At 57.3% G+C, this 24,762-nt stretch carries 19 protein-coding genes; 10 read left to right on the top strand and 9 right to left on the bottom strand.

Annotated features, from left to right (window positions below; genetic code table 11):
* Positions 1-114: 114 nt before the first annotated feature.
* A complete protein-coding gene (locus ACYBHZ_RS16135; protein WP_460275319.1) occupies positions 115-2,973 on the bottom strand; it encodes a sensor histidine kinase in 2,859 nt (952 codons plus the stop codon).
* A 1,191-nt stretch (positions 2,974-4,164) separates the two neighbouring features.
* Here ACYBHZ_RS16135 and ACYBHZ_RS16130 point away from each other — a divergent pair.
* The 7 genes from ACYBHZ_RS16130 to ACYBHZ_RS16100 all read left to right on the top strand — a co-directional run bounded on the left by ACYBHZ_RS16130 (position 4,165) and on the right by ACYBHZ_RS16100 (position 12,322).
* Positions 4,165-5,886, top strand: coding sequence for a dynamin family protein (locus ACYBHZ_RS16130; protein WP_460275318.1), 1,722 nt, complete (start codon positions 4,165-4,167; stop codon positions 5,884-5,886).
* Positions 5,887-6,049: 163 nt separating this feature from the next.
* Positions 6,050-8,236: a dynamin family protein gene (locus ACYBHZ_RS16125; RefSeq protein WP_460275317.1), complete on the top strand. Its 2,187-nt coding sequence runs from the start codon at positions 6,050-6,052 to the stop codon at positions 8,234-8,236.
* Positions 8,237-8,263: 27 nt separating this feature from the next.
* Positions 8,264-9,421: a dynamin family protein gene (locus ACYBHZ_RS16120; RefSeq protein WP_460275316.1), complete on the top strand. Its 1,158-nt coding sequence runs from the start codon at positions 8,264-8,266 to the stop codon at positions 9,419-9,421.
* Positions 9,408-9,812 (top strand): hypothetical protein, encoded by a 405-nt coding sequence (locus tag ACYBHZ_RS16115; RefSeq protein WP_460275315.1) that lies wholly within the window; start codon positions 9,408-9,410, stop codon positions 9,810-9,812. Before ACYBHZ_RS16120 ends, ACYBHZ_RS16115 begins: the two co-directional genes overlap by 14 nt.
* Before the next feature lie 142 nt (positions 9,813-9,954).
* Positions 9,955-10,659, top strand: a complete 705-nt coding sequence (locus tag ACYBHZ_RS16110) for a hypothetical protein (RefSeq protein WP_460275314.1) — start codon at positions 9,955-9,957, stop codon at positions 10,657-10,659.
* 24 nt (positions 10,660-10,683) lie between these two features.
* Positions 10,684-11,781, top strand: a complete 1,098-nt coding sequence (locus tag ACYBHZ_RS16105) for an ATP-binding cassette domain-containing protein (protein ID WP_460275313.1) — start codon at positions 10,684-10,686, stop codon at positions 11,779-11,781.
* A 22-nt stretch (positions 11,782-11,803) separates the two neighbouring features.
* Positions 11,804-12,322: a protein-tyrosine phosphatase family protein gene (locus ACYBHZ_RS16100; protein WP_460275312.1), complete on the top strand. Its 519-nt coding sequence runs from the start codon at positions 11,804-11,806 to the stop codon at positions 12,320-12,322.
* 95 nt (positions 12,323-12,417) lie between these two features.
* Here the strand turns inward: ACYBHZ_RS16100 and ACYBHZ_RS16095 are convergent, their stop codons facing one another.
* From ACYBHZ_RS16095 to ACYBHZ_RS16060, 8 genes are all read right to left on the bottom strand, one after another.
* Positions 12,418-13,587: a M20 aminoacylase family protein gene (locus ACYBHZ_RS16095; RefSeq protein WP_460275311.1), complete on the bottom strand. Its 1,170-nt coding sequence runs from the start codon at positions 13,585-13,587 to the stop codon at positions 12,418-12,420.
* A 1-nt stretch (position 13,588) separates the two neighbouring features.
* The gene (locus ACYBHZ_RS16090) at positions 13,589-14,098 is read right to left on the bottom strand and encodes an L-2-amino-thiazoline-4-carboxylic acid hydrolase (protein WP_460275310.1); all 510 of its coding nucleotides are present in this window, start codon (positions 14,096-14,098) and stop codon (positions 13,589-13,591) included.
* The gene (locus ACYBHZ_RS16085) at positions 14,095-15,393 is read right to left on the bottom strand and encodes an NAD(P)/FAD-dependent oxidoreductase (RefSeq protein WP_460275309.1); all 1,299 of its coding nucleotides are present in this window, start codon (positions 15,391-15,393) and stop codon (positions 14,095-14,097) included. The genes ACYBHZ_RS16090 and ACYBHZ_RS16085 overlap by 4 nt, the downstream gene beginning before the upstream one ends.
* The gene (locus ACYBHZ_RS16080; protein WP_460275308.1) at positions 15,393-17,018 is read right to left on the bottom strand and encodes an aminotransferase class V-fold PLP-dependent enzyme; all 1,626 of its coding nucleotides are present in this window, start codon (positions 17,016-17,018) and stop codon (positions 15,393-15,395) included. Before ACYBHZ_RS16080 ends, ACYBHZ_RS16085 begins: the two co-directional genes overlap by 1 nt.
* A 9-nt stretch (positions 17,019-17,027) precedes the next feature.
* Positions 17,028-18,674, bottom strand: coding sequence for an ABC transporter ATP-binding protein (locus tag ACYBHZ_RS16075; RefSeq protein ID WP_460275307.1), 1,647 nt, complete (start codon positions 18,672-18,674; stop codon positions 17,028-17,030).
* The gene (locus ACYBHZ_RS16070) at positions 18,671-19,546 is read right to left on the bottom strand and encodes an ABC transporter permease (protein ID WP_460275306.1); all 876 of its coding nucleotides are present in this window, start codon (positions 19,544-19,546) and stop codon (positions 18,671-18,673) included. The genes ACYBHZ_RS16075 and ACYBHZ_RS16070 overlap by 4 nt, the downstream gene beginning before the upstream one ends.
* On the bottom strand, positions 19,543-20,532 hold the full coding sequence (locus tag ACYBHZ_RS16065; protein WP_460275305.1) for an ABC transporter permease: 990 nt from the start codon (positions 20,530-20,532) through the stop codon (positions 19,543-19,545). The genes ACYBHZ_RS16070 and ACYBHZ_RS16065 overlap by 4 nt, the downstream gene beginning before the upstream one ends.
* Before the next feature lie 89 nt (positions 20,533-20,621).
* Complete coding sequence (locus ACYBHZ_RS16060; protein WP_460275304.1) at positions 20,622-22,217, bottom strand: ABC transporter substrate-binding protein; 1,596 nt, start codon at positions 22,215-22,217, stop codon at positions 20,622-20,624.
* A 197-nt stretch (positions 22,218-22,414) separates the two neighbouring features.
* On the opposite strand from ACYBHZ_RS16060, the gene ACYBHZ_RS16055 reads away from it, so the two are divergent.
* From ACYBHZ_RS16055 to ACYBHZ_RS16045, 3 genes are read left to right on the top strand one after another with little or no spacing between them, the layout of a single operon-like run.
* Positions 22,415-23,125, top strand: a complete 711-nt coding sequence (locus ACYBHZ_RS16055) for an SDR family oxidoreductase (protein WP_460275303.1) — start codon at positions 22,415-22,417, stop codon at positions 23,123-23,125.
* 19 nt (positions 23,126-23,144) lie between these two features.
* Complete coding sequence (locus ACYBHZ_RS16050; protein WP_460275302.1) at positions 23,145-24,005, top strand: VOC family protein; 861 nt, start codon at positions 23,145-23,147, stop codon at positions 24,003-24,005.
* Positions 24,002-24,514 carry an Lrp/AsnC family transcriptional regulator gene (locus tag ACYBHZ_RS16045; protein ID WP_460275301.1) on the top strand — a complete coding sequence of 171 codons (513 nt, stop codon included), beginning with the start codon at positions 24,002-24,004 and terminating at the stop codon, positions 24,512-24,514. The genes ACYBHZ_RS16050 and ACYBHZ_RS16045 overlap by 4 nt, the downstream gene beginning before the upstream one ends.
* Positions 24,515-24,762: the final 248 nt, after the last annotated feature.

The following is a 24,762-nucleotide window of genomic DNA, read 5'->3' as shown; positions in this document are numbered from 1 at the left end:
CAAATCAGCAATATGTCACAATGATTTCTTATCTCTTTATAAACATGCACATTAAAATCATCATGGCTATGTTTAATTCATGAACAAATTGTGTTCGTTTTCAGAGGCATGCAACTAAGGCGCGAGTTGAATCTCTTCTGTTTCGTCCCACAAGGGAAGGGCCAAGATCATTTTGGTACCTATGCCCAACTCGCTTTCAGCTTTGATCCATCCGTTTTGCAAGGCGGCCAAATCTTTACAGATTGCCAGGCCCAAGCCGACGCCTTGATTGCTCCGGGTGGAGCCTGAGACGGCCTGTGCGAAGCGGTCGAACACGATACCTATGCGGTCCTCGGAAATCCCGATACCGGTGTCTTGAATTTCAAAAATCGCCATATTGCCTTGGATGCGGTTGCTGACTGTGATGTGACCCTGATCGGTAAACTTGAACGCATTGCCCAAGATGTTGGTCAGAATTTGTCGGAAGCGAATTTCATCGGCGCGGATATCCGCCTCGGTGAGTTCGAGTTTTATCTCAAGGCCTTTCTCATCCGCCAATGTGTGCATCTGTTCGACCACGGATTGGATCACCTGCTTACTGTCGATGCGGTCGGGATTAATGCGCATAGTGTCCGCTTCGATGCGGGCCAGATCGAGCATGTCGTCGATCAGGAACTTGAGCTGCGTGCCTGACGATTGGATGCGCTGGGTGAAGCGGCTGATGTCCGCTTCGAAGCCTGTGAGGGCCGTCCTTATATGTTCTTGGTCGCCCTCATTTAGAGCCGCTTTGAGGGCCGCGTAACTGGGCAATTTCTCGAAATTTCCGACAAAGCTGTTGAACCCCAGCACAGCGGAAAGCGGTGTGCGTAATTCGTGGCTGATCACGTTGAGAAATTGCGTCTTAGCTTCGTCGGCCTGTTCTGCTTTGCGCAGAGCGGCGTAGAACTTCGTCACGTCTTCAGCCGTGCCAATATATCCCGTAAACGCCCCTTCGGCATCGAACAGGGGTTTTCCGCTGATCCGAACCCAGCTTAGTTCATCGGGGCGGAAGTTATAGCTATAGACAATATCTCTGAAGGGCTCATGCACAGCCATTTTTCGATGGAGCGCTTCAAGCGTTTCCTCTTGGCCATTCTCCTCGCTGGGCATGAATTCCTTGCGATATTTTCCGATAAAGATGCTTGGGTCGACCCCCATGGTGCGCTGGAAACCATCAGAGAGATAGGTGATGCGCATGTCGGCATCCTGTTCCCAGAACCATTCCGAGCTCAGATCTGCCACGTCCTGAAGGCGCGTTTCCGCCTCGTCGCGCTCCTGAAGGGCTGCACGCAACTCAGCGTTGGACTTCTCGATTTCATTTTGGTGGCGGCGCAGATCGGTGATTTCCACGCGGAACAACACAAGTCCGCCCTCCGAGGTTCTGCGCGTATAATACTGGAACCAGCGATTGCCAGCGTAGCACACCACCAATTCGGATGTTTCGTTCGCTACGGCCTCTGTGACCTTCTCGACATCATAAACACGTTCGCCACCAAGGTAGAGCGCGTCTGCAATCTTTACCCGCCGGGCGACGAGGTCTTGCAGGGAGCGGCCTTTAAAGAGGCCTCGCTGCATGCCGTCGAGCTTTTCTCCGGCAACTGTGTTGAACATCAGCAGGCGATCCGTGTTGTCGAACAACCAGAAGCCGACCGGAAGCGCGTTGATGGCGTCGTTGAGACGTTGTTCCGCAATTGTAGCCCGTTCCCGGCTACACTGGACTTCCGTGATGTCGTTCAAGATTGCGACGCGACCGCCGTCCGGCGTTTTATGCTCCAACAGTTGGAACCATGTGCCGTTGCTCATTGCGAGGGTGGTTGACCCTTTGGTTTTGTCGCGAGACAGTTGCTTTTCGAGCCAGGCTTCTTCGTTTCCGATCGCATCCGTGTAGAGGCCTTTCTTGAGGCCTGCGCGCAAAATGCTTTTCAGTGACGCGCCGGTAAAAATAGCTCCGGACGCGGTGCCATGAAGTTCAATGTATCGGCGGTTGCAGAGTTCGAGATTGTCATCTTCATCGAACATGACGAACCCGGTGGGGGCGGCGTTCAGAGCAGCCTGCAACTGCATCGCAGTGCGCCAATGGCGGCTTCTGAGCACATGGAGATAGCGTGCGAACAAAAGTGCCAGTATAGTTGCGAGCCCGATGGAGAGTTGAATAATGCTCAATGTCGCACGCGGCACGACGGCCGGAGCCTTCGGCGTCATTGTCAGGGACCACAATGTCGAGGGGAACGGCATGTCATAGGTGATTTGCGGCGTGTCTGCCGTCAGTTCACTGCCATACAAATGGACGTCCTCGCCGAAAGGCGCAGTCACGTGCAGTGAGATGTTATAGTCATCACTGAATTCGTTTAGTCCGACTTCTGCCAGAAACGGATCTGTTGCGAAGACGACAGATGCTACGCCAAAAAGTTCATTGGTGTCCTGCAATGGCGTCACTGGGTAGATCGGTTCGCGCACGATGAAGCCAGAATAGCCCTGAACCAGTGTGGTCGGGCCTTCTATGATCGTTTGGCCTGTCCGCTCCACCTCTTGCAAGACCGCGCGCTGCGCTGGCATTTTATTAAGATCGACGCCGAGAAGACCTTTGTTGTCATCGAAGGGATGCACATGGGTTATGATCGTTCCCTGAACGATCGCCATGTTCACCACGGATTCATCCTCGGTTTTGATGACGGAGCAAAGCGCGGTAAACTCTTCTTCCGTGATGTCTGGAGACAGGGAGACAGCGGCGGCAAGGCCGCGCGCGAACACGAGTTTCTTGTTTACAGATTGCTGGATGCGCGTCGCGAGCATGGATTGGGTGCGGTACAGGTCATTGGCCTGTTCTTCCTCCGCACGAATATAGGCGGTACGTGTCATGCCCATATAAATAAGGGCAAACATGCCGATAATCGATGCATAGGTGATCCCTTCGAGCAACGTGTTCATCGATTTGGCGCGGTTCTTATCGGGCATTCTGCGTCATCCTGCTCGCGTATGTATGGGTCACTCTTCTTTGAGAGCTGTTAGCTAGGTTTCATATACCGATTTTGAGGTGTCTGGGATAAAGATATGCTTGCGGGAGTGTACAGCTTGGGCGTGAGTTTCCATTTTGCAACGCTGTTGGTCAATGATCGCGCGCGAAGAGTGCTTGCGCTGTGAGGAGAGGTAAAACCGACAGCAGTCAGTACCAGGTGCGAGTATTACAGGGTGTGCGATATGTCGCAAGCGGGTGTTCATAAATGCGTGATTTGATGCGTGGATTGCACGTCAATATCATGAGGCCGTATGGCCAAAGAGGCGAGGTGCTTTCGCGCCGATCACGCCGTTCGCAACTGATCTGGAGGCTCATGTCATGCCAAAGCTCTCCAGTGGAGCGAAAAGTGGTCAGAGATTGATGCTTGATCATGCAGGAAGAACGGCTGACGGATGTGGAAAAAACGACGGTAGCGACGTGTTATTCTCGGGGCAGAATGCCGTGCGTTATGAGGTGCGCTTTACTCTGGTCGCTGCGGGGCCTGTTTGAAATGGCGCCCGCGCTTTGGAGCTATTTTCGTCAGTCTAGGATCAGGCCCCTCCGAAAGCCGTATGTTCCGCAGATTGCTAGGCTTTTGAAATCACTGAGAATGGCGACAGGTATGTGCATTGCGGATCCAAAAGCGAGGCCTTTGGCTGGGACAATGTTCATGCGTGTTAAAAAAATGACGGATTATGCGCGTATGGAAAACAAAAGCAAAGGAACCGGCGGTATAAAAATGACGCTTGAGGGCGGTCGTGTGTAAGGCGAAAGCATTTTTTATGTAGCTGAAGTGAAATGTTTTATTTCATTTTTTCGGGCCTGTGACGTTGGTGCTTGGAGCGTGTCATCAGATGACGCCTGCTATATCTATTGTTTATGTAAGACATACAAAACGTATTCTTTGGTCATATTTTTGCCCTTTCTCGCCTTCACAAAAGGTTAACTAGAATCAGGACCCTAAAGAATGGCGCGGTTGTGAGTGTTTGCGTTTTTGTTCACGACGCCATGCGACATCTGGAGCAACACGCGTGACTTCATCCTCTTCGGCAAAGCAGACCCAAGTTGTTTTTTCCGGCTCGTTCACGGCCTTGAAGACAATCAAAGATCAGCAAGAAGAAATCCGTTCTGTTCTCTCGGATATCTCGGGCATGTCAGATGCCTACGCCTCCCAAAAGGCACAGGAGACAATTGACCGGATCGAAAATTATCGCCCCAAAATCACTGTGTTCGGGCGCTCCGGCGTTGGTAAGACCTCGCTGGTGAATGCGCTTTCCGGGCGCCGTGATCTTTTGCCGACCGGCCCTGAGAAGGCGACCGCAGTTCCTGTGAATGTGTGTCTGAACCTGCGTGCGGCCAGCAAAGAATGCGCGGCGCGTATGAAATATTTCTCGCGCAAGGATTGGAACCGTCTGGCCCGGAGCACCGATCAGGTCGGTCACCGCAGCCGGCGCGAAGATCAGCGCTTCGCGGTCGAGAACATCATCAAGGAGATTGGCGAAGGTCGGAACCTTGACGCGATGCCGGAAGAGCGTTCTGAGGATCTCTTCCAGAGCCAGCGAGATCAAGACCTGCTCAATCTGATCCGCCTTCCACGGGATGAACAACAAGACAAACTGCCGATCGAGGCGGAGCTGTACCTGTCCGCACCTTGGGTGCCGGGACATCTCGTTTTGCTCGATACGCCCGGCCTGTCGAATGATCCGCTCGGCGAACGCCTCTCTGTGATGACGATGAGAAGTGCGCAAACGAGTGTGCTGATGCTCTCTGCCGATGAGTTGCTGACACCGATTGAGATTGCCTGTCTGAAAATTCTGCGCTCGCCGTCGCGTATGGTCTTTCTCTTTGTGAATGGGGAGCTTTCCCTGCCGCAGCAAGAGATCGAAGAGACGATCCGCGAGCAGCTTGAAGACGCTGGGCTCGATGGCGCGATGCCGGTCTTGTTCGGTCATGTTGGTCAGAAAACGAAGACTTCTGAGGCCGATGTGGACGCAGATGTCATGTTCGCCGTCACTCAGGCGATGCAGGATGAGACGGACAGCGGTTCCGATGGCGTCTCTGAGCTGGCGCAGGCACTGAGCGAGGATGTCGCAACACGGCAAGGCGAAAAGTTTATCGCCAACCTGATGCTGGACTGCAAAGCCATCCTGTCCGCAATGGAAGATGGCCGCGATGCAAAAGAGTCCGTGAAAGAGGTCGATTTCGTCGCGCTGGACACGTTCTTCGAGAATGCGTTCATGCGTCTGAAAGCGGATTTCGGTGCCGAAATCGAAGAACACCGGGCAGAGATGTCCGTTCTTGTGTCCGATTATACCGAGCGCTTTGCGCAATCGGCCGTCGAACACGCACTTGAGAAGGGCATGGGCAAAGACCGTTCTGTCATGCTTTTCAAACCCTTTGATCCTTTTTATGTCCGGCTGTCTGCTCTGACGGGGTGGTTCAATGCGGCGGTGCTTAAGAGCCTCAAAAATATCGCACGCAAGCTTGAGGGCGAACTTTCCGAGTTTATGGAAGGTGCGCTTAGCGCCAATGCGTGCTCGGTCGGCGTGGATGTGCCGTCCATCGCACCGCTGGGACGCTCTCAGGTGCGCGGAGAGGCTGTGACGGTGAATGTTCCGAAGTCCTGCTCCCGCCCTTGGCTGCTCAAGAAACAAAAGGAAAAACGCCTCAAGCGCTTTGTCGAAACCGAGACGCTCAAGTACATCCGGGAGATGACGAAGGGCCTAAGAGGAGAGGCTCTGCAAGTTGCCGTGAATGAGGCCGAGATTGCGCTCGATGCCATCCTTGAAGCGACGAAGGCCGACATTCTGAACCAAGTTGGTGCGGATTGGTCCGAATACGAAGATGTGTCTCAGGTCAGAGTGGCAGGGTGATCACCATGTCGTTTGCCGAGACAGAAAATCAAAAATGAAGATTTACAAAACCTCCCCCAACGAGCGGCAACACCGCCAACCACCATGCGTCCAAGTGAATACTCAACGCCTCGATGCCTGTGCATATTGTGGTTCTGAACCCCAAAAGGTCTAGGAAATAGTTATGTTTGAGATTGAGCCGATCGGGCAACAAACAGAAAAACGGACTGAAGACCTTGCTTCTTTGGCGTGTTCGGTGGCGCTGAAGAATGGCGAGGTCTCCGAATTCGACAATATCCTCGACAATGCCGTCAAAATTCTTGGTGAAGCGGTGACGACGGTGAGCGTTGTCGGTCAGGTCAAGTCGGGCAAAAGCTCGTTGATCAACGCTTTGTCGGGCTTGGGGGACTTCCTGCCGACCGAGGTCAACCCGTGGACCGCAGTGATCACGAACCTGCATTTTGGCCATCCGGGGAAACCGGAGAGCGGCGCTGTTTTCGAGCTTTTTAGCGAAGATGAATGGAAGCTCATGATCGAAGGCGATCAAGAGAGCCGTAAGCTTGCCGAGGAATTGCTGCCGGGGTTCAAATCCGAAGTGCTCGAACAGCAAATTCGGGACATGCAAGACAGCGCGCGTAAGCGGCTCGGTTCGCTCTATCATCTGCTGCTCGGCAAGAAGCACCGCTTCAACGATGTGACCCCGGAAATTCTCGAACGCTATGTGAGCGCGGGCTACGGCGACGATTCCGGCGATGAGAAAACGGCGGGTCGTTTTTCCGGCATCACCAAAAGTGCCGATGCTTTCCTGCCGGCTGGTGCCTTCCGTGTGCCTGTGACGCTTTCTGATACTCCGGGCATCAACGACCCGTTCCTGGTGCGAGACGCATTGACGACGGCCAGCTTCAAAGACGCGGATATCTTCATTTCGGCTATTTCGGTGCACCAGCCACTTGGTCCGGCAGATATCGCGCTGTTGAAAATGCTGGCGACGCATTCCACCAAAAAGACCATCGTCTATGTCAATCGCATCGACGAACTGGAAGATCCGTCCCTCGTTCAGAAAAATCTGATGCCGTCGCTTGAAAAGCGTTTGCGTGAAGAACTGAACAATCCGAACATCATCTTGATGGCTGGGAGTGCCTATTGGGGACGTTTGGCCGCTGTCGGCACGGACGAAGAGGTCGAAAAGGCGCTCGCGTCTCCGTCCTTCGAGGCGTTGAGTGCTGCGACAGGCACCGACAATGTCGAGGACGATCCGCGCGCGCGTCTCTACCGCGCATCTGGCATGCCGGAACTGGCACATTGTATTTCCGATCTGATCAGCACGGGGCCAGCCGATGTGGCCATTCGTAAAGCTGCGACCGAAATCTATGCGGCCTTCGATCTGCTGCTCAAAGTTCTGTATGAGCGCGCGGCGCGTGAAGGCCGTGGGTTGGTGGATGCAAGCGAAATCCCGAACATTATTGAGACGGAAAAAGAACGGATTGAGGAACGCGTCGAGCAGATCGATGCGGCTCTAACGGAACTCAAACGTATCCAATCAGATGCGCATACAGAAATTCTGAAGAACGGGGATGTGGTCAACGTGTCGATCCGGCACGCGATCAATGCGGCTGTAGGGGCCTTTGTGGACACCCAGACCAGCGAATTGCGCGAAGCCTTCCAAGTGGGTGAGGCAGAGGAATCGTGGCTAGTGAATATTGAGCCATTCTGCCGTCGTGTTGAGACGCAGGTTGCCAAGGCGTATCAGGTCGGTCGCGCGCAGGTGGATTTGACACTGGATCGCCACGCAGAACAAATGAACACGCGTATCGCCCCCATCGTCGGAGAAATGTCTCTTGCGGGGCTGCTGCAAAACTTGCCTTTCGATCTGATTTTTCCAAGTTTTAAACCGCGCACCCTATTGGTTGAGATGGAACTGAAAGTGGATCGGGGCTGGAAGTTCTGGCGCAAGAAAAGCATGACGGAAGAAGAAGCCTCCAGCCGGCTCAAGCGCTTGATTTCTGCGGAGGTCAGGGCCGCTGAGGAAGAGCTGCGCGCTACGGCGATTGATGCGATTGCCAAGCGCAATGCCGAGGGGATGCAGCGTCTGCAAAGCTTCCTGCACGGGGCTGCGGAGCTTTTGAATTCTGAAAAGAAAACGCTCCGCTCTGATCTTTACAACCTCAGCAACGGTGACGTCCGTGAAAAGGTGAAACAGATCTACGAAGATCGGAATGCGCGCGCAGAATGGTTTGCCGAATACGCGGATGAAATTGAAGTGGCAAAAGGCAATTTGATTGCCGGTTTCCCGGAAGTGACTCAGAACTCTTCATCTTCGAACGTGGATAAGGTTGCCAATGCGCGCGCGTTTGTGACGAACGAGACTTGATGTTTAAGAGTGATGGACAGTGTTCAGATGGTAAATGTTGTTCAACTGAACAAACCGGCGGAGGCGCGTGAGCCTGTCCGGGTTGCGGTTGTCGGTGAGTTCAATTCAGGAAAGTCAGCACTCACCAACCTGCTGCTGCGGCGTACGTTGCTTGAGAGTTCGATCGAGCCTTCGAACGTGCCGCCTCTGCATATCGATCTGCTCAACGCCAAGGCTTTGCCGGACAGCGTGTCTGCGTCGGGCGGGGTGACGTCGGACGACTGGGAACAGGTCTCAAAAATGCCGATCAGCGTTGCGCAGATGAAGACGACGGATCGGGTGTCGACGTTGGCGCCCGACGAGGACTTCGCGGATGTGATCTGGTCCGAGGTATCGGTCAGTGAAAACGGGACGCTGACGAAACTCGCGGCCCAAGCGATTGATGATGCAGATTTCATTATCTGGTGCACGATGGCGCAGCGCGCGTGGTGTCTCAGTGAAATTCACATCGTCGAAGGCATTCGCAAGGACATTCTGGACAAGTCCATCCTTGTCATTAACCGTGCCGATTATCTCGACGGCGAGGCACGTCGGAGTGTTTTGAACCGGGTCAGCGATCTGTCCGCCGAGTTTTTCCCTTTGGTGCTTCTGGTCGATGCCAGTGCCCGTGCCATCCGCGCCTCCTCGGACGATGCGGCTTGGGCGGCGTCGGGCGGTGCGCGGCTCTACGCCATTGTGCGCGAAACGATCAATGAACTGCGCCAAGAGAAATTGTCCAAGGCCATCCCCTTCCGGTCGAGCCAACCCAGTGTTGCCGAGGCACCTGTTGAACCGCCTGTGGAGCCGGCAGAACCGCAAGCGAAGCGCTTTGAAGACGTTGCCGGTTTGGCCGTTGGATGGTCCAATGAACTCAGCGAGATCAAAGACCTTTTCGCCGAAATTCCCGAGGTGGAGAAGGGGGCGCTCTACGCCGAAATCAAAAAACGTCTGGATCGGACACTCGGGGCGCTGCCTGAGGAAAGTGAGGCACAATGGCCTCTGGCGCGCACCTTCCGAAAGGCTCAAAACCTACTGGAGGTTCGCGTAGGGGAAGATTCTCTGGCTGTCGTGCTCGCTCTTGAGTTGCGCGACAGATTCAGCCTATCGCATCTCCCAAAACAATACGTACCGACTACTATGCAAAGGAACGCAAATGTCGCTCGATAAAGCTCTTCATGATGCAATGAAATCCATCCCTGAATGTCTTGCTGGCGGTTATGTTGACATGTCCTCGGGGCTGTTGCTGTCTGTCAAGACGTTGGACTCTCATCCGCAGGAAGTCCTGGATATGGTTGCGGCAGCGACAGCTGATTTGTTCGACGGTCCGACCGTCCGTCACATCGAGAACTCCTTCAACAAATCTCGCGGTGAGACGGCGGATAAGCACTACTACTTTCAGGAATTCCTGATCTTCTCGGAAAACCTGCTGCACGTGTTCATGCGCTCCAAGAAATATCCGCAGCACGCCATTTGCTTCGTCTGCAGCAAAAGCGCCAACGTCGGTATGGTTCTGGCGAAGTCGCGCATGGCAGCTGGCCCGCTCGCAGACGCGCTCTGAGCTTGATGGAAACAATCGAGCGGGGGCCTCAGGTGCCCGCTCATATCTCAATTGATGGGGTAAGATGACAACGCGTGTTGCTGTTCCTGATGTCCTGAGCCTTCCGGTTGGCGCTTCGGTGCGTCGGCAGATCGATGGCGCTTTGGCGACGGAAGAAAAATTCAAAGCACTCATGCAGTCGGCGTCGAGCGCAGTACTGCCGCAGATCATCTGGCTTGTTGAAGCGTCTGGCCGGATCGGTCTGATCGTGGCGAGGCAACGTGTGTTTGGCTTGCGATATGTTGATCCTGAAACGACGCCCGCACGAGAGAAAACAATTTTGGTTTCGAATAAGAATATGTCTGGTCTAGCGACAAAGCTGCGGGAGCAGATTACGAATTTTTTAAACAATTCCGGCGATTTGAAGCAGGAGTTTGAAGGTTTCGAAGACAACTTGAATGAGGATGCCGGGTTCTCCGTTGAGCTGATGTTGGCGCCGCGGAGCGAGGCTCAGGACGTCAGCGAAAAGATCGTTCCGATCGCGAAGGCGACGAAAATTCTCAAACCGACGCGAAGCGCTTATTCCCCTCTGCCTGAGAGAGCCCCCTCGGTGCGCTCAGCGCCCCCTCAAGATACGTCCACCGTTGCTCAAGACACGGTTGCTTCTCAGGAGAGCGTTGAGATCGAAGATCCTCAATTGGCGCTTCTGACCCATTTGCAAGGCAAGCTGGGGCAACGTCTCATCGCCGTCTGGAACCCGGTCGATCCGAACCATGAAGCCCTTGGCATCGTGATGGATGGCGAGACGACAGAGGTGGAGGAATTCCGCGCTGTGCTTCTCGGCCAGTTTATGCGCGGCAAATTTTAAGGTGCGACAGGGTCGTAAATTTTCATGACGGAAACCGCGATTGAACTGGTTGATCTGAACGTCCGCAGCCCGGAGAGAACGATCCTGTCAGGCGTTTCTCTCACCTTGCCATCGCGGGGCTTGGTCGGGCTGATCGGCCCGATGGGCAGCGGCAAGTCCACACTGTTCCGGTTTCTGTCCGGAGGTCTTGCCGAGCAGGGCCTGACGGCTGATTTCAAAGAAGCACGGTGTCACGGTCACCCCTATCACAGCGAGAACTGCGCCGCTCTGTTGGCGCAACGGCCACGGGAAGCCGCGGTGGATGCAGAAAGCTCCGCGCGCCTTGCCAAATTCCGTCTTCATCTTCTGAGCGAAGAACTCCAACAGTCAGGGCAGGTGCTTTGCGTTGATGAGCCGACAGCGGGGCTTTTGGAAGCCGACGCAGAAGCGGTTCTTACGGTGCTCTTGGAACTGGCGAAGGACCGGCTTGTTCTCATGGCGACGCACCAGATGAACTTGATTTCTCCCGAATGGCGACGGGTCATCTTACTCGGTGGTGGCCGGATTCTGGCCGATTGCGATACGGAGACCTTTCTGTCGGGCAAATCCGGCCCTGACGTCGAGCATTTTCGGCAGACACATGGCTTGGTGATCCCGCGGGAGGGCACAGAAATCCATGCGCTGGACCCGAAATTCCGCACCTTTCCGCATGGCCTTATAGAAGAACTTCTTCCTGCGGGGGATTGCGGTTGGATCATTCCGAACAAGTTCTGGTACGCCTCCGAGCCGAAATGCTCTTGCTGCATTTGGCAGGCCGATACGGAGTTTCAGCTTTCGGATCAATGTCTGAAGCGGACTGGCGCGGATGCTCAATGGGGGTCGCTGGGGCTGGCGAATGAAGAGACCGTTATCAAGATGGCCAAGGATATCGTCGATGTTCTGGCAGAAGGTCGAACGGTTCTACTGCGAACGATGCGACAGAGCGATGCTGCGTTGCGCTTGCTTGGTGCCTTGTTCATCTGCCTTGGGGTCGCACCCGATAAAGCGGGTGCAGCCCTTGCCCGGAAGAGCAAATTGACGGACTTTGGGCTCGAACAATTCCTCTGGGATCTTGATCTCCGCCTCGCGTTGGAACTCAATTAAAAAATACATTAGGGAAACCAAGATGTTTGGAAATTATCCACGTCCAACATATTTGTCGTCGTATTACGGACCGCGCGGGTTCGAATGGCTGGAGCCGGGTCTTTTGGCAGGCTGTCCGCAACCGGGGTTGCTCGAAGAACCCCGACGCGACATGGAGGCGCTCGCCCGTGTCGGAATCAAGGTGCTCGTGACCCTGACCTCCGAAAAGGAACCGGCGCGGGACATCATCGAAGGGTTCGGGATGAAGAGCATCTATCTGCCGATTGATGACCAGTGCGCGCCGACTTCTGAGGACGCTTTGGCGCTCTGCGAAGACGTTGCCGGGCATCTGAAACAGGGGCACCCGACATCGTTTCACTGCCGGGCCGGGAAGGGCCGGACAGGGACTTTGCTTGCGAGCATGTTGATCTGGCATGGGATGGAGAACGAAGAAGCGATCCGTGTGACGCGCCGCCAGAACCCTGTGTGGATCGAAAGTGAGGCGCAGATGGAGTTTCTCAAGAACATCCGCTGGAACGACGCGGCGGCTCTCTCCGAGTAATGCTTTGAGCGTCGAAGGATGTACGGCGCGGTATAGAAAAGCGGCCCAGACGTAACGTCGGGCCGCTTTCTTTGTTTTAGGGGAGAGCTTTAGTCTCAGGAGAGCGGCAGGCGCTGACGCACCAGCGTGGTCCAATAGGAACTGCCCCAAGCGATCACATCGTCGTTGAAATCGTATTTCGGGTGATGGAGCGCAGCAGAAGGGCCGTTGCCGATATTGATCATCGCACCGGGCACCTCGTTGAGCATGAAAGAGAAATCCTCGCCACCAAGGGTTTGAGGCATGTCGAGGTGAACGCTCTCGACACCAGCGACCTCTTGCGCGGCTTTCGCGGCCAGTTCGGTTTCGTGGTCATGGTTCACGGTCACAGGATAGTGGCGGATATATTCGGTTTTGCCGACGCCGCCAAAAGCCGCCGCGATATTGGCAACCATCTCGGTGAGGCGCTCTTCGATCATGTCACGCACGCCTTCGCGGAGTGTCCGAACGGTGCCGGTCATCGTCACGTCTTGGGGAATGACGTTAAACGCATTGCCCGCCTGAATGGTGCAGAGCGAAATCACCGCGCTGTCGATGGGGTCCATGTTGCGGGAAGTGAGGGTCTGCACCGCCTGCAACAAAGCGCCTGCGATCGGCAGAGGATCAATCGTCTGCTCAGGCCGCGCCGCGTGGCCACCGCGCCCGGTGATGGTGATTTTGACCTCATCGACCGAGCCCATGATCGGGCCGGAATTGATCGTGAACTGCCCGACCGGAAGGTTCGGGCGGTTGTGCATGCCGTAGACCTCATTGCAGGGCCAGCGGGTAAACAGCCCGTCTTCGATCATCGCCCGCGCCCCTGCACCGCCTTCTTCGGCAGGCTGGAAGATCACGATCACTGTGCCGTCAAACGCCCGGCTTTCGGCCAGATGACGCGCCGCACCCAAAAGCATGGTGGTGTGCCCGTCATGACCACAGGCGTGCATTTTGCCCGGCACTTGCGAGGCGTAGGGCTTGCCGGTTTCCTCGATGATGGGCAGCGCATCCATATCGGCGCGCAGGCCGATCATGCGGCCCGACGTATTGCTCTGGCCTTTGATCACGCCGACGACACCGGTTTTGCCGATGCCCTCATAGACCTCGTCAACGCCAGCGGCACGAAGCGCCTCGGCCACCTTCTGCGCGGTGCGGTTGACGTCATACAAAAGCTCGGGGTTCATATGCAGATCGCGGCGGAACTCCGTCAGCTCAGTGACCTGTTTGGCGACCCAATTCTCGACAGCCATCTCAGGCCTCCTTCTTCATTCTATAACGGAAATCGCAGTGGCTTGCGCCTTTCATGATCGTCTGGGTCCGGGTCATTTCGATCTCCGGGTTGTAGCCGATGCAGAAATCGCCGTCGCGGTTACAGGACAGAAGGTGGCCGATATCGCCCAGCCCCATCTCCTGATACATCTCCGCGTACCGGCATTTCACCACGTTGAAATCCATCTTTTCTTCGGACATCTCGATGGTCTCAATTCTGAGCGCATCCTCGCGGGTCCAGTTCGGCTGGATCGCGGCGAAATCTGTGAGGTCGGGCACATGGCCCAGTTCTTCGGCCAGCATCGCGCCCTGTTCAATGGCGGATTTCGACACGGCGGCGTCCAGCACGGCTTCCGCTTCTTCACGCCCGGAACGCTCGGTAATCACGTCGAAAACATGCTTGAGGATCATCGCCTCGATTTTGCGGCGCAGCAGGATCGGGATGTCGTTGAGGTCCATACCTTTGGCATCTGCCATGGGTGTCTCCGTCATAGGTTGATTTCCTTATGGTCCTGACGTTTGAGCCAGGCGAGATAGGTGGGGGCAAAGCGGCGCACAAAGCCGTGCACCGGGAAAGGATGTGGCTCGGTCACGGGCAGGGCAAGTTCGTCCTCGGGCTGGCCGGTCGCGGCGCGGGCCAGTTCGCGGCCCAAAGAGGTGCCAAGCGCCACACCGCGTCCGTTACAGCCGATCCAGGCCCAGCCATCCGGGCCAAGTTTATGGACGCGCGGGAAACGGTCCCAGTTCATCCCGATGTAACCAGACCAGACATGGGTCATTTCCGGCACGCCCAACTCGGGGAAGGCCTCCGCAAGGTTCTTCGCGGCTTTCTTGCGCACACGGTTGGCAACGTCAAACGAGCCCATCACGGCCCCCCCGGTGATCAGACGGTTGCGCGCATCATAGCGGAAGAACCGCAGATCGCCGCGCGTGTCTGACACCGCCTGACGGCCCGGCAGGATTTTTTGGCGCAGGTTGTCGCCCACTGGCTCTGTCGCCATTTGCCAGCTCAGCACCGGCACGACGGAACGCGCGATGCGGGGTGCAAGGCGTGGGGCAAGCTCGCCGGTGTAGGCGTTGCTGGCCATGATCAGAGCGCGGGCCTTGAGCGTGCCATTGGGGGTCTTGAGCACCCATTCATTGCCAACCCGCTCGAAGGAGGTGACGGGGCTTTCCTCATGGATCACAGCGCCCAGATGCTCCGCCACTCGCGCCATTTCGCGTGCGAGTGCGAGCGGATTGATATGGCCGCCCGTGGGGTTGTACATGCCGCCGTACCAGAAATCGGTGCCGAGAAGATCGGCACATTCCTGAGCGTTTTTAAGCTCTGCGGGGAATCCGTGGCGTGACCATGCCTCCACACGTTTCGCAGAGAGTTTCACACGACCGGGGCTATGTGCGGGTTGGAACCAGCCGTTCTGTTCGGCCTCTGCCTGCATGTCAAACTCGCGCACGAGATCGAACAGCACATCGCCCGAATTGCCGATGAGTTTGACCATCCGTTTGCCCGCATCGCCATAGCGCGACACCCAAACGTCCGGTTCGGCGGAGGTCAGGATCGGAATGACCTGACCATTGTTGCGTCCTGACGCGCCCCATCCGGCGGCCTTGCCCTCAAGCACCGTCACCGCACGGCCGCGTTTGCGGGCTTCAATGGCGGCGGACAGCCCGGTGAACCCCGCGCCAATGATGGCGACATCCGTTTCTTCCACGCCCGAGAGGGGGGCAGAGAGCGGACGTTCCGGCGCGGTAGCAGCCCAGAGGGATTTGGGAAATTCGACAGACATCATGCAGCCCCTTCAGTGGTCAATCCTGTCACTTCCTGCGGCAGCCAGAACCAACGCAGAGTTTCCTCCTCCGCCGAAAGTTCCGGTCCCGAGGCGCAGGTCATGCCTTTCGCGCCTTCGGCCAAATCCTTGGCCTGCGCAAGGCAGGTGGCGAAATCAGGCACGGTTTCTTCTGCTGCGCCCTGCGCGTGCCAAAGCGTGGAAAGCGCGGGCGGGCAGGTGTCTTCAAATGTTGGCGTGGCGCGCCAGATGCCCTCAACCGCGTCGAGGCGGTAATAGGACAGCATGTCGAGACCATGTTCGGCCACGAACCGGATCGCGGTGGCGATCTTGTCCACGTCTTCGTCGTCAAAGAACCAGTTCACACCAAAGCGCGCCCAGCCGGGGCGGAACACAGAATGGCCGTGTGTGACGGCAGCTTCATGACGGGCGCTTTTGCTCAAATCGATGTCCAGAAGCGCATGACCATAAGGCCCGGCGCAGGAACAGCCGCCACGGGCCTGAATGCCAAAGAGATCGTTGAGCAGCGCCACGACATAGTTGTGGTGCAAAAGCTTGCCCTGGACGCGCAGATTGAACGAGAAAATCCCGAGGCGCGGCACGTTGGACGGCCCCAAAAGCTCCATCCCCGGAATGGCGCGCAGGGCGTCTTCCATCCGGCGGGTCAGGACGGTTTCGCGGGCCTCGACACGGGCCTCGTCCATATCGCGTTTGAGCTGCATCACCATGCCCGCGCGGATGTTGTCGACGATGGCGGGCGTGCCGCCTTCTTCGCGGTGTTCCGGGTCCGTGATGTAGCTATGTCCCTCGGAGGTTACATACCGGACCGTGCCGCCGCCGGACATTGTGGGACGGGCGGTGTCGAACAGGCTGCGCTCTGCAATCAGAAGGCCGGAGGCACCGGGGCCGCCGGGGAATTTGTGCGGGGAGAGCACGGCAGCATCGATGCGGTCTCCTGCACCTTCCGAGGTTTCCGCCAGTTCCACCGGCATATAGGGCGCGGCGGCGGCGAAATCGGCGACGCAGAAGGCGTTATGGGCATGAAGGAGACGGGCCACCGCGCGCAGATCGGTGCGCACGCCGGTCACATTGGAGGCGGCAGAGAACGCGCCGATTTTGAGCGCGATGCCGTCATGCGACTTAAGCTCACGTTCAAGCGTTTCAAGGCAGATCGTGCCCGCCGCATTCAAGGGAATACGGACAAGCTCCGCCCCGCTTTCCCGCCACGGCAGATCGTTGGAGTGGTGCTCATAGGGGCCGACAAAGACGACACCTTCAGAGAGGCCTTTCATCGCGAAGGCCCGCACCAGCTTGTCCACCGCACCGGTCGCGCCGGATCCGGTGAAGATCACCGCGTGGTTTTCATCCGCATCGACCGCCGTGCGCACCGCCTCGCGCGCCATCTCGCGCAGCTGGGTGGTGCGACGCCCCACGAAAGAAGTCTCCGTATGAGTGTTGCCGTAATAGGGCAGCACATGGGTGCGGATCGCGTCCTCGATAAACCCGAGCGCGCGGCCAGAGGCGACATAATCGGCATAGATCAGGGCGCGGGGCCCGAAGGGGCCGGACATGGCCGCCCCTTCACCGATCAAAGCGCTGCGGATATCTTTAAATTCCAGTGACATAGTAAAACCTCAGGCGGCGTCCGTGTGCAGCGACGGGGGTGTCCAGTCGCGGCCCGGAATGGAAGAAAGCAAGTTCTGCGTGTAAGGGTGCTGCGGATTGGCGAAGACCTCGGCGGTCAGGCCGCTTTCCACAATCTCACCCTTTTGCATGACGATGATCCGGTCGCAGAGCTGAGCGGCGACACGAAGATCGTGGGTCACAAACAGCAAGGAGAGGTTAAGCCGGTCGCGCAGGTCTGCGAGCAGCTTCAACACCTGCGCCTGCACCGACACGTCCAGCGCGGAGACGGGTTCGTCGGCGACGATCACCTTCGGCTCCATCGCAAGCGCGCGGGCGATGCCGATGCGCTGACGCTGACCGCCGGAGAACTCATGCGGGAAGCGGTTGGCGGCCGCAGGGGACAGTTCGACCAATTCCAAGAGTTTCTTGGCGTCTTCGCGGGCCTTTTTCGGGTCGGCACCGTGCACGATGGGGCCTTGCGCAATCAGATCGACCACGCGTTTTCGGGGATTGAGCGAGGCCATCGGGTCTTGGAACACCATTTGGATGTGCTGGCGCAGGGCGCGCAATTCTTTCGGCGTGGCGGCCAGAAGATCGGTTCCGTCCAGTTCGACAGAGCCTTGGTCGCATTCCAAAAGCCGGGTGACGATGCGCGAGACGGTGGTCTTGCCAGAGCCGCTTTCGCCGACGACCCCAAGGGTTTCGCCTTGGCGCAATTCAAAGGTGAGGTCTTTGACCGCGGTCACGGCCTTGCGCTTGCCAGACAAAAGCCCACCACGTGCGGCGAAGGTCTTTTTGAGTCCCGTGCCTTTGAGGACCACGGGGGCCTCGGAGGCGGCTTTCACCGGCGGCGGGGTCAGGGCAGGGACGGCCCCGATCAACGCCTTGGTGTAGGGGTGCTGAGGGTGGTTCAGAACGGCATCGGTGGTGCCGCTTTCGACCAGCTCGCCGCGACAGAGCACCGCGACCTTATCGGCAATCTCCGCCACCACGCCAAAGTCGTGGGTGATGAAGAGAACGCCGGCGCCTTCTTCTTCCTGCAACTCGCGAATGAGTTTGAGGATTTGAAGCTGGGTCGTCACATCAAGCGCCGTGGTGGGCTCGTCCGCGATGATCAGTTTCGGCGAGAGCACCAAGGACATGGCGATCATCACGCGTTGACGCTGGCCGCCGGAGATTTGATGCGGATAGGCGTTATAGGCCGAGGCGGGTTCGGGGATGTGCACGCGCTCCAACATCTCAAGCGCGCGGGCTTTGCGCTCCGTTTTATTCATCTTTGTGTGGAGGCGCAGCACCTCGTCGATTTGCCAGCCGACAGTTTTCTGCGGGTTGAGCGCGGTCATCGGTTCCTGGAAGATCATCGAAATATCCGCGCCACGCAGCTTGCGCATCTCGGCATCCGATTTGCCGCGCAACTCTTCGCCCATGAACCGGATCGCACCACTGGTGACGCGCACATGCGGTTCGGGCAGAAGGCCCATGATGGCCCCCGCGCAGAGCGATTTACCCGAGCCACTTTCGCCGACCAGACAAACGATTTCGCCCGCGTTTATGGTCAGGTCTAGGCCTTCGAGAGCATAGGGACGATCCGCGCCCTTGGGCAGGGAGATCTCAAGCTTGCACAGGTCGAGAACGGGAGGAGGTGTCTTGGTCATTTCTTCTGCCTCGGATTGAGCGCATCGTTGAGCCCTTCGCCCAGAAGCGAGAAGGACAGCACAGTGAGGATGATCGCGACGCCGGGGATCACGGCGCAATAGGGGGCGGAGCGCAGCACGGCGCGGCCTTGGCCAATCATGTTGCCCCAACTCGCATAGTTCGGGTCGCCCAGTGCGAGGAACGCGAGAGCGCTTTCCATCAGGATCGACAGTGCCATAATCACAGACGCGTAAACCACGATCGGCGGCAAAGCATTGGGGAGGATTTCGCGGAAAATGATCGAGGTGTTCGACACGCCCAAATTGCGGGCGGCGTCTACGAATTCACGGTTTCTGAGCGACATGAACTCGGCACGCACCATGCGGGCGGGGGCGGTCCAGCTCACGATGCCAATGGCCAGCGTGATCCATTCGATCTTGGAGCCCATGATGGCGACGAGCGTCAGCAAGAGGACAAAGTTCGGGATGGTTTGAAAGGCCTCGGTGATGCGCATCAGCACGTCATCGACCCAGCCGCCGAAGTAGCCTGCCAAAGCGCCGATCACGACGCCGATGACGATGGCGACGAGGGTTGCGACCACACCGATCAGGAGCGAGATGCGGGCACCATAGAAGACGCCGGAGAGCACATCGCGGCCCAACTGGTCGGTGCCCAAAGGCGTGGACCAATTGACGAAGGGCGGCGTCAAAGGTTCGCCTGCACGACGCAGCGGATCACCGGGATCAATGATGCCAGCGGTCAAAGCCATGAGCACAACGAGAGCGAAGAGGAACAGGCCAAGCAGAGCGGCACGGTTGCGTTTGTAGCGACGCCAGAACATGACGTAACGCGGCGGCTCGGGCGGGGCGATTTCGGTATCGGCGAGGGTCATGAGAGTTCGATCCGGCTGTCGAGACGTGCGTAGAGCAGGTCGGTGAGAAAGTTGACGACGACAACGATGATGGCGCAGAGGAAGATGATGCCCATCAGGGTGTTCATGTCGCGCTGCACGACGGACTGGTAGGCCAACTGGCCGAGCCCCGGCAGGGTGAAGATGGTTTCAACGACGATGGAGCCGCCGAGGACCGTGGAGAATTGCAGGCCCAGAAGCGTGACCACCGGCAGAAGCGCGTTGCGCATGATGTGGTGGGTCATCAGGCGGCCTTCGCGAGCGCCTTTGGCGCGGGCGGTGCGGACATAGTCGAGATCGGCCACTTCCATCACGGAGGCGCGCATCAAGCGCAGGTAGAAGGCCAGATAGATCAGCGACAGCGCGGCGGTCGGCATGATGAGGTGGCGCACCACGTCCCAGACGTGATCCCAGCCGGTGTAAAAACCGGCGATGGTTTTGATCCCGCCAACCGGAAGCCAACCGAGTTTCACGGAGAAGACCAGCATCAGCATGAGCGAAAGGAAGAAGGACGGCGTGGCGTAGAACACGAGGCCGAGGATGGAGATCAGGTTGTCCGTCGCGGAATAGGCGCGGCGTGCGGCGATGGCACCAAGGATGATCCCTGCGGTGAAGGCGATGCTCAGAGAGGAGGCCATCAGCATCAGCGTGGTGCCGAGACGTTCCATGAGGACGGTCGAGACCGGTTGTTCATAGACGAAGGACCAGCCGAAATCGAAGGACGCCAGTTTGACCATATAGCGCCAGAGCTGAACCCAGATCGGCTGATCAAGGCCGTATTCTGCGCGCAACCGCGCGATGAAGGCGGCGTCGGCCCCGCCCATGTCTCCGACCAGTGCGTCGACCGTATCGCCGGGCGCGAGTTTGAGCAGAAGAAAAGTGCCGATCATGATCAGGATGATCACGGGGATGGCCTGAACGAGACGCCGAAGCGCGTAGGCCAGGATCGGAGGCATGTGCAGTGTCATTGTCTTTGGATCCTTCGGGATCGTGTGCAAGGAGGGCAGGAAGGGAAAAGGGCGGGCGCGAGGGGAGGCGCGCCCGCCAGAGTGTCAGATCAGTGTTCGATCCACAGATCATACCAGCTCGAGGAGTTCCACCGCGGCGTGTTGTGGTGGTTGTGGAGCTTGTTTGAGGTCACGGAGATGAACGGATGTTCGATCGCGAATATCACCGGCAGTTCGGCCATCTCACGCGCTTGGATCTCGTGATACATCTCTGCACGTTTCTCGACATCGAGCTCGGAAGCCGCAGCGTCGATCATCGCGTCCATTTCCTCGTCTTTCCAGCCGAACTGGTTGGACCAAGGGGTGCCTTCCGGTTGGCCGGAACGGAGCCAAACCATGGTGGAGACAGCAGGGTCGGACCGGAACTGGTGCCAGCCGTTGGCCGTGTCGAAATCGTGGTCACGGTAAACGCCGTTCAGGAAGCCCGGTGCATCGTTGGTCAGGATCTCGACGTCGATGCCGATCTCTTTCATCGCTTGGGCGTAATATTCGGCCCAAAGCTGGGTGTATTCGCCCCAAGGCGCCGGACGGTGACGCAGGTGGAAGCGGTAGCCATCATCTTGAACCGGGTAGCCAGCCTCGTCGAGCATCTTCTTGGCGAGTTCCGGATCGTAATCATAGGTCGGAACATCGTCGGTATAGTTGATGCCGCCAGCGCTCGGGATCGGACCGCGGCCCGGTTTCGCAAAACCATGCATGATGGTCTTGATCGCATAGTCGATGTCGAGGCCGTGATACATCGCCTGACGCACTTTCAGATCGGCGAGGATCGGATTGCGGTGGTTGAACTCGACGGTCGAGTGGGCGACGTTGTTTTCATAGCCCATGGTGCCGACAGAGAAACGGTCGTCCTTGCTGAAACGATCGACATCGGCCATGGAGACGCCGATGAAGCCGGATTCCTGCACTTCGCCAGCTTCAAGTGCGGCGGCGGCGGCGGATTTGTCCTTGATGAAACGCCAGACAACGCGGTCGAGGTAGGGATACCCCTCGCGCCAGTAGTCTTCGTTTTTCTCGGCCATCACGTACTGACCGCGTTCGTATTCGACGAATTTGAACGGGCCGGTGCCGACGGGGGCAGTGTTGTACGGGTTCTTGAGAATGTCGGTGCCTTCATAGAGGTGTTTCGGCACCGGGTGACCCAGATCGGGCATGGCGGCAACGAAAAGCTCAAGCGGCATCGGCTTGGAGTAGTTGAACACTGCGGTGTGCGGATCCGGGCAGTCGACGCTTTCGAGGTTGGCCTGAAGCGCGGAAGAATAGTTCAGCAGCTCTTTCCACAGTTCGATGGCGGAGAAGGCCACGTCGTCACAGGTGAAGGGCTCGCCGTCGTGCCATTTGACGCCTTCACGCAGTTTCAGCGTGATGGTTTTGCCATCCTCAGAGCCGGACCATTCGGTCGCCAGAATGGGCTCGTAGCCCTCATAGCTCTTGTCGATCAGCGGTTCCATGATCTTACCGGTGATGTTGTACACGCCGGTGGAGGCGCGTAGACCCGGATTGAGGATGCGTTGTTCCGAAATCATATGAATGACGACAGTGCCGCCCTTCTGGACTTCTTCTTGCGTGCTGGCCGCGAATGCGGCAGAGCTGATGGCTCCGGTCATGGCGAGTGTCAGTCCCGCCTTTTTTAACGTAAAAGTCATATTTTTAAGTTCTCCCGGTCGATTGGTTGCCCTCTAAAGGGTGAGTGCGGTCTTGTTGCTGTTTTACCTGACGTCACAGCATGGTGAGCGTCAACATAAAAAACCAACATTTAAGGCAAGATTGGAAAAAATTTCTATACTCAGCCTAAAAATTGGTTCAGTCTTCTCTCAGGGATGAAATCAATGGGACAAAACATATGGCAAAATGCGCATGGATTACCGGGGCGGGCTCCGGAATCGGGGCGGCGATGGCACTGGGATTTGCGGAAGCGGGCTATCGCGTCGCTTTGACGGCTCGCAATCGCGACAGCTTGGAGCGAGTCGCGGCTGATTTCCCATCTCAGGACGACGTGTTGATCGTGCCTGGCGACATTACGGATCGCGCTGGCATGGCTGAAGCGGCGCAAGACATTGCGGATTGGGCAGGCGGGCTCCATGTGCTTTGTAACAATGCGGGTCTCAATATCCCGAAGCGCACATGGGCCGATCTCGACTGGGAAAGCTGGGATCAGGTGGTCGATGTCAACATTACGGGCGCGCTCAATGTTATTGCGGCCTGTCTGCCGATCATGCGTGCGCAACAAGACGGTGTGATGATCCACACATCAAGCTGGGCAGGTCGGTTCCATTCCTCGGTAAGTGGCGCGATCTATGGCGCTTCGAAACACGCCCTGTCCGACCTGTCGCTCAGCCTCAATGATGAAGAGGGCAAAAATGGTATTCGCTCGACCGCACTTTGCCCGGCCGAAGTCGCTACGCCCTTGCTTGCCAAACGCCCGGGGTTCGATGCGGAGAAAATGGCCGCGATGATTCAACCCGAAGACATGGCAAAAACCGCGCTTTTCGTCGCCGAGATGCAGCCCGGCATCAGTCTGCCGGAAATTGTTCTGGCCCCTGTCCGCAAATAACCCCTCTGGAGATTTTGAAATGACCCATCCCGTGAAAGGCATCGACCATTGCTTTGCGCTCGTCGATGATCTTGATGCCGCCGCCGCGCAATATAAAGCGCTTGGCTTTACTCTCTCGCCGCGCGGTACGCATTCCGCCGCCAAGGGGACCGCGAATTACACCATTATGTTCCCGGATGACTATTTCGAGTTGCTGGGCATTCTGACGCCGACAGAGCAGAACGTCAGCCGCCGCGAGATGTTGGCGTCCAAAGGGCAGGGGCTGCATGCAATCGCCTGCCGGATCGATACGGCAGAAGGGGCGGCCAAGGCGCTCTCGGAACTTGGGATCACGACGCAGGGTCTTGGAAGTTTTTCCCGCCCGGTGCCTCTGCCCGATGGGTCGGAAGGGATTGCAGCCTTCTCGACCGTGGCCTTTACGCCGGAGGAAACGCCGTTTGGCACGGTGTTTATGTGCCAGCATAAGACACGCGAGACCGTCTGGGTGCCGGAGCTGCTGGAACATGCCAATACGGCCTGCGGCCTCGATGCCATCCTCGCGATCTCTGAGACGCCGGAAGACGACGCAAAAGGCTTTGCCCGGCTCTGGGCTGCTGGCGCTGTAAGCACGGAGGACGGGTTTACAACGGTGACGACAGGCTCGAATTCCGCCCCGCTCATTCTGGCGACGGCGGAACGTATGGCGGCGGCTTACCCCGAGTTTGATCTCGGTGCGACGGCGCAGGACGCCTTTACCGTTCTGCGCGTGAAGGTGAAGAGCCTTGATGCGGTAAAAGATTTCCTTGCAGATGTGAATGTGAGCATGTGCGAGACCACTTCCGGCCTCGCCGTCGGCCCCGAATTTTCAGCAGGTGTAATTATGGAGTTTGTATCAACATGACAGAAGCCCGTCCTCGCAAGACCGGGTCGAAGCCGATTGAAAGCATTACTTTCGACGAGATCGATCAACGCATTCTCGAAATTCTGCAAAACGATAGCGAAACGCCGATGCAGGCGATCTCCGAGGCTGTCGGGCTGTCTGCCAATCCCTGTTGGCGGCGGATCAAGCGGATGGAAGAAGCTGGGGTCATCAAAAAGCGCGTGGCTTTGGTGGATCAGACCCGTGCCAACGTGCCTTTGACGGTGTTTATCGGCGTGAGCACCTCTCGGCATGAAATCGACTGGCTGAACAAGTTTCGGGAGCTGATCGACGAAATTCCCGAGGTTGTTGAGGCGTATCGTCTGACGGGCACAGTGGATTACATTCTCAAAGTCGTCACGCCCGACATGGCCACTTACGACGCGGTGTATAAGCAAATGATCCAAAAGCTTGAATTCAGTCAGGTCAATTCGATGATCTCGATGGAAGAACTGAAGTTCACCACAGCGATTCCGACCAGCTATCTGTGATCTGTGGGGAGGGCGAAGGCTCTCCCCGCTTATTATTTGATCCTGATTTAACCCCGCGCGACGTGTCGCTGCGGGAGTTTTTTACCTCTCACTTCGGGGCGGCCGTGACGGGGGACAAGGCGCTGAAGCGGTGCTTTTTCGCCGTCATCGTGAAGACATCAGGTGTTGCACAAAACTGTCATGCTTCGCCTTTAAAGCCTGTTCTTGAAAGTTTCAGCAAGCGAGGGGCCGCAAGAGGGCAATGGTTG

It is taken from the genome of Celeribacter sp. ULVN23_4 (assembly GCF_054788345.1).
The sequence above is the reverse complement of the archived record's forward strand: the minus strand, read 5'-3'. Positions and strand labels throughout refer to the sequence as shown.

Bases quoted from the DNA above. Each gene is read 5' to 3' on its own strand.
- ACYBHZ_RS16135 (WP_460275319.1), bottom strand. From the start codon at position 2,973: ATGCCCGATAAGAACCGCGCCAAATCGATGAACACGTTGCTCGAAGGG.
- ACYBHZ_RS16130 (WP_460275318.1), top strand. From the start codon at position 4,165: ATGTCAGATGCCTACGCCTCCCAAAAGGCACAGGAGACAATTGACCGG.
- ACYBHZ_RS16125 (WP_460275317.1), top strand. From the start codon at position 6,050: ATGTTTGAGATTGAGCCGATCGGGCAACAAACAGAAAAACGGACTGAA.
- ACYBHZ_RS16120 (WP_460275316.1), top strand. From the start codon at position 8,264: ATGGTAAATGTTGTTCAACTGAACAAACCGGCGGAGGCGCGTGAGCCT.
- ACYBHZ_RS16115 (WP_460275315.1), top strand. From the start codon at position 9,408: ATGTCGCTCGATAAAGCTCTTCATGATGCAATGAAATCCATCCCTGAA.
- ACYBHZ_RS16105 (WP_460275313.1), top strand. From the start codon at position 10,684: ATGACGGAAACCGCGATTGAACTGGTTGATCTGAACGTCCGCAGCCCG.
- ACYBHZ_RS16100 (WP_460275312.1), top strand. From the start codon at position 11,804: ATGTTTGGAAATTATCCACGTCCAACATATTTGTCGTCGTATTACGGA.
- ACYBHZ_RS16095 (WP_460275311.1), bottom strand. From the start codon at position 13,587: ATGGCTGTCGAGAATTGGGTCGCCAAACAGGTCACTGAGCTGACGGAG.
- ACYBHZ_RS16090 (WP_460275310.1), bottom strand. From the start codon at position 14,098: ATGACGGAGACACCCATGGCAGATGCCAAAGGTATGGACCTCAACGAC.
- ACYBHZ_RS16085 (WP_460275309.1), bottom strand. From the start codon at position 15,393: ATGTCTGTCGAATTTCCCAAATCCCTCTGGGCTGCTACCGCGCCGGAA.
- ACYBHZ_RS16080 (WP_460275308.1), bottom strand. From the start codon at position 17,018: ATGTCACTGGAATTTAAAGATATCCGCAGCGCTTTGATCGGTGAAGGG.
- ACYBHZ_RS16075 (WP_460275307.1), bottom strand. From the start codon at position 18,674: ATGACCAAGACACCTCCTCCCGTTCTCGACCTGTGCAAGCTTGAGATC.
- ACYBHZ_RS16070 (WP_460275306.1), bottom strand. From the start codon at position 19,546: ATGACCCTCGCCGATACCGAAATCGCCCCGCCCGAGCCGCCGCGTTAC.
- ACYBHZ_RS16065 (WP_460275305.1), bottom strand. From the start codon at position 20,532: ATGACACTGCACATGCCTCCGATCCTGGCCTACGCGCTTCGGCGTCTC.
- ACYBHZ_RS16060 (WP_460275304.1), bottom strand. From the start codon at position 22,217: ATGACTTTTACGTTAAAAAAGGCGGGACTGACACTCGCCATGACCGGA.
- ACYBHZ_RS16055 (WP_460275303.1), top strand. From the start codon at position 22,415: ATGGCAAAATGCGCATGGATTACCGGGGCGGGCTCCGGAATCGGGGCG.
- ACYBHZ_RS16050 (WP_460275302.1), top strand. From the start codon at position 23,145: ATGACCCATCCCGTGAAAGGCATCGACCATTGCTTTGCGCTCGTCGAT.
- ACYBHZ_RS16045 (WP_460275301.1), top strand. From the start codon at position 24,002: ATGACAGAAGCCCGTCCTCGCAAGACCGGGTCGAAGCCGATTGAAAGC.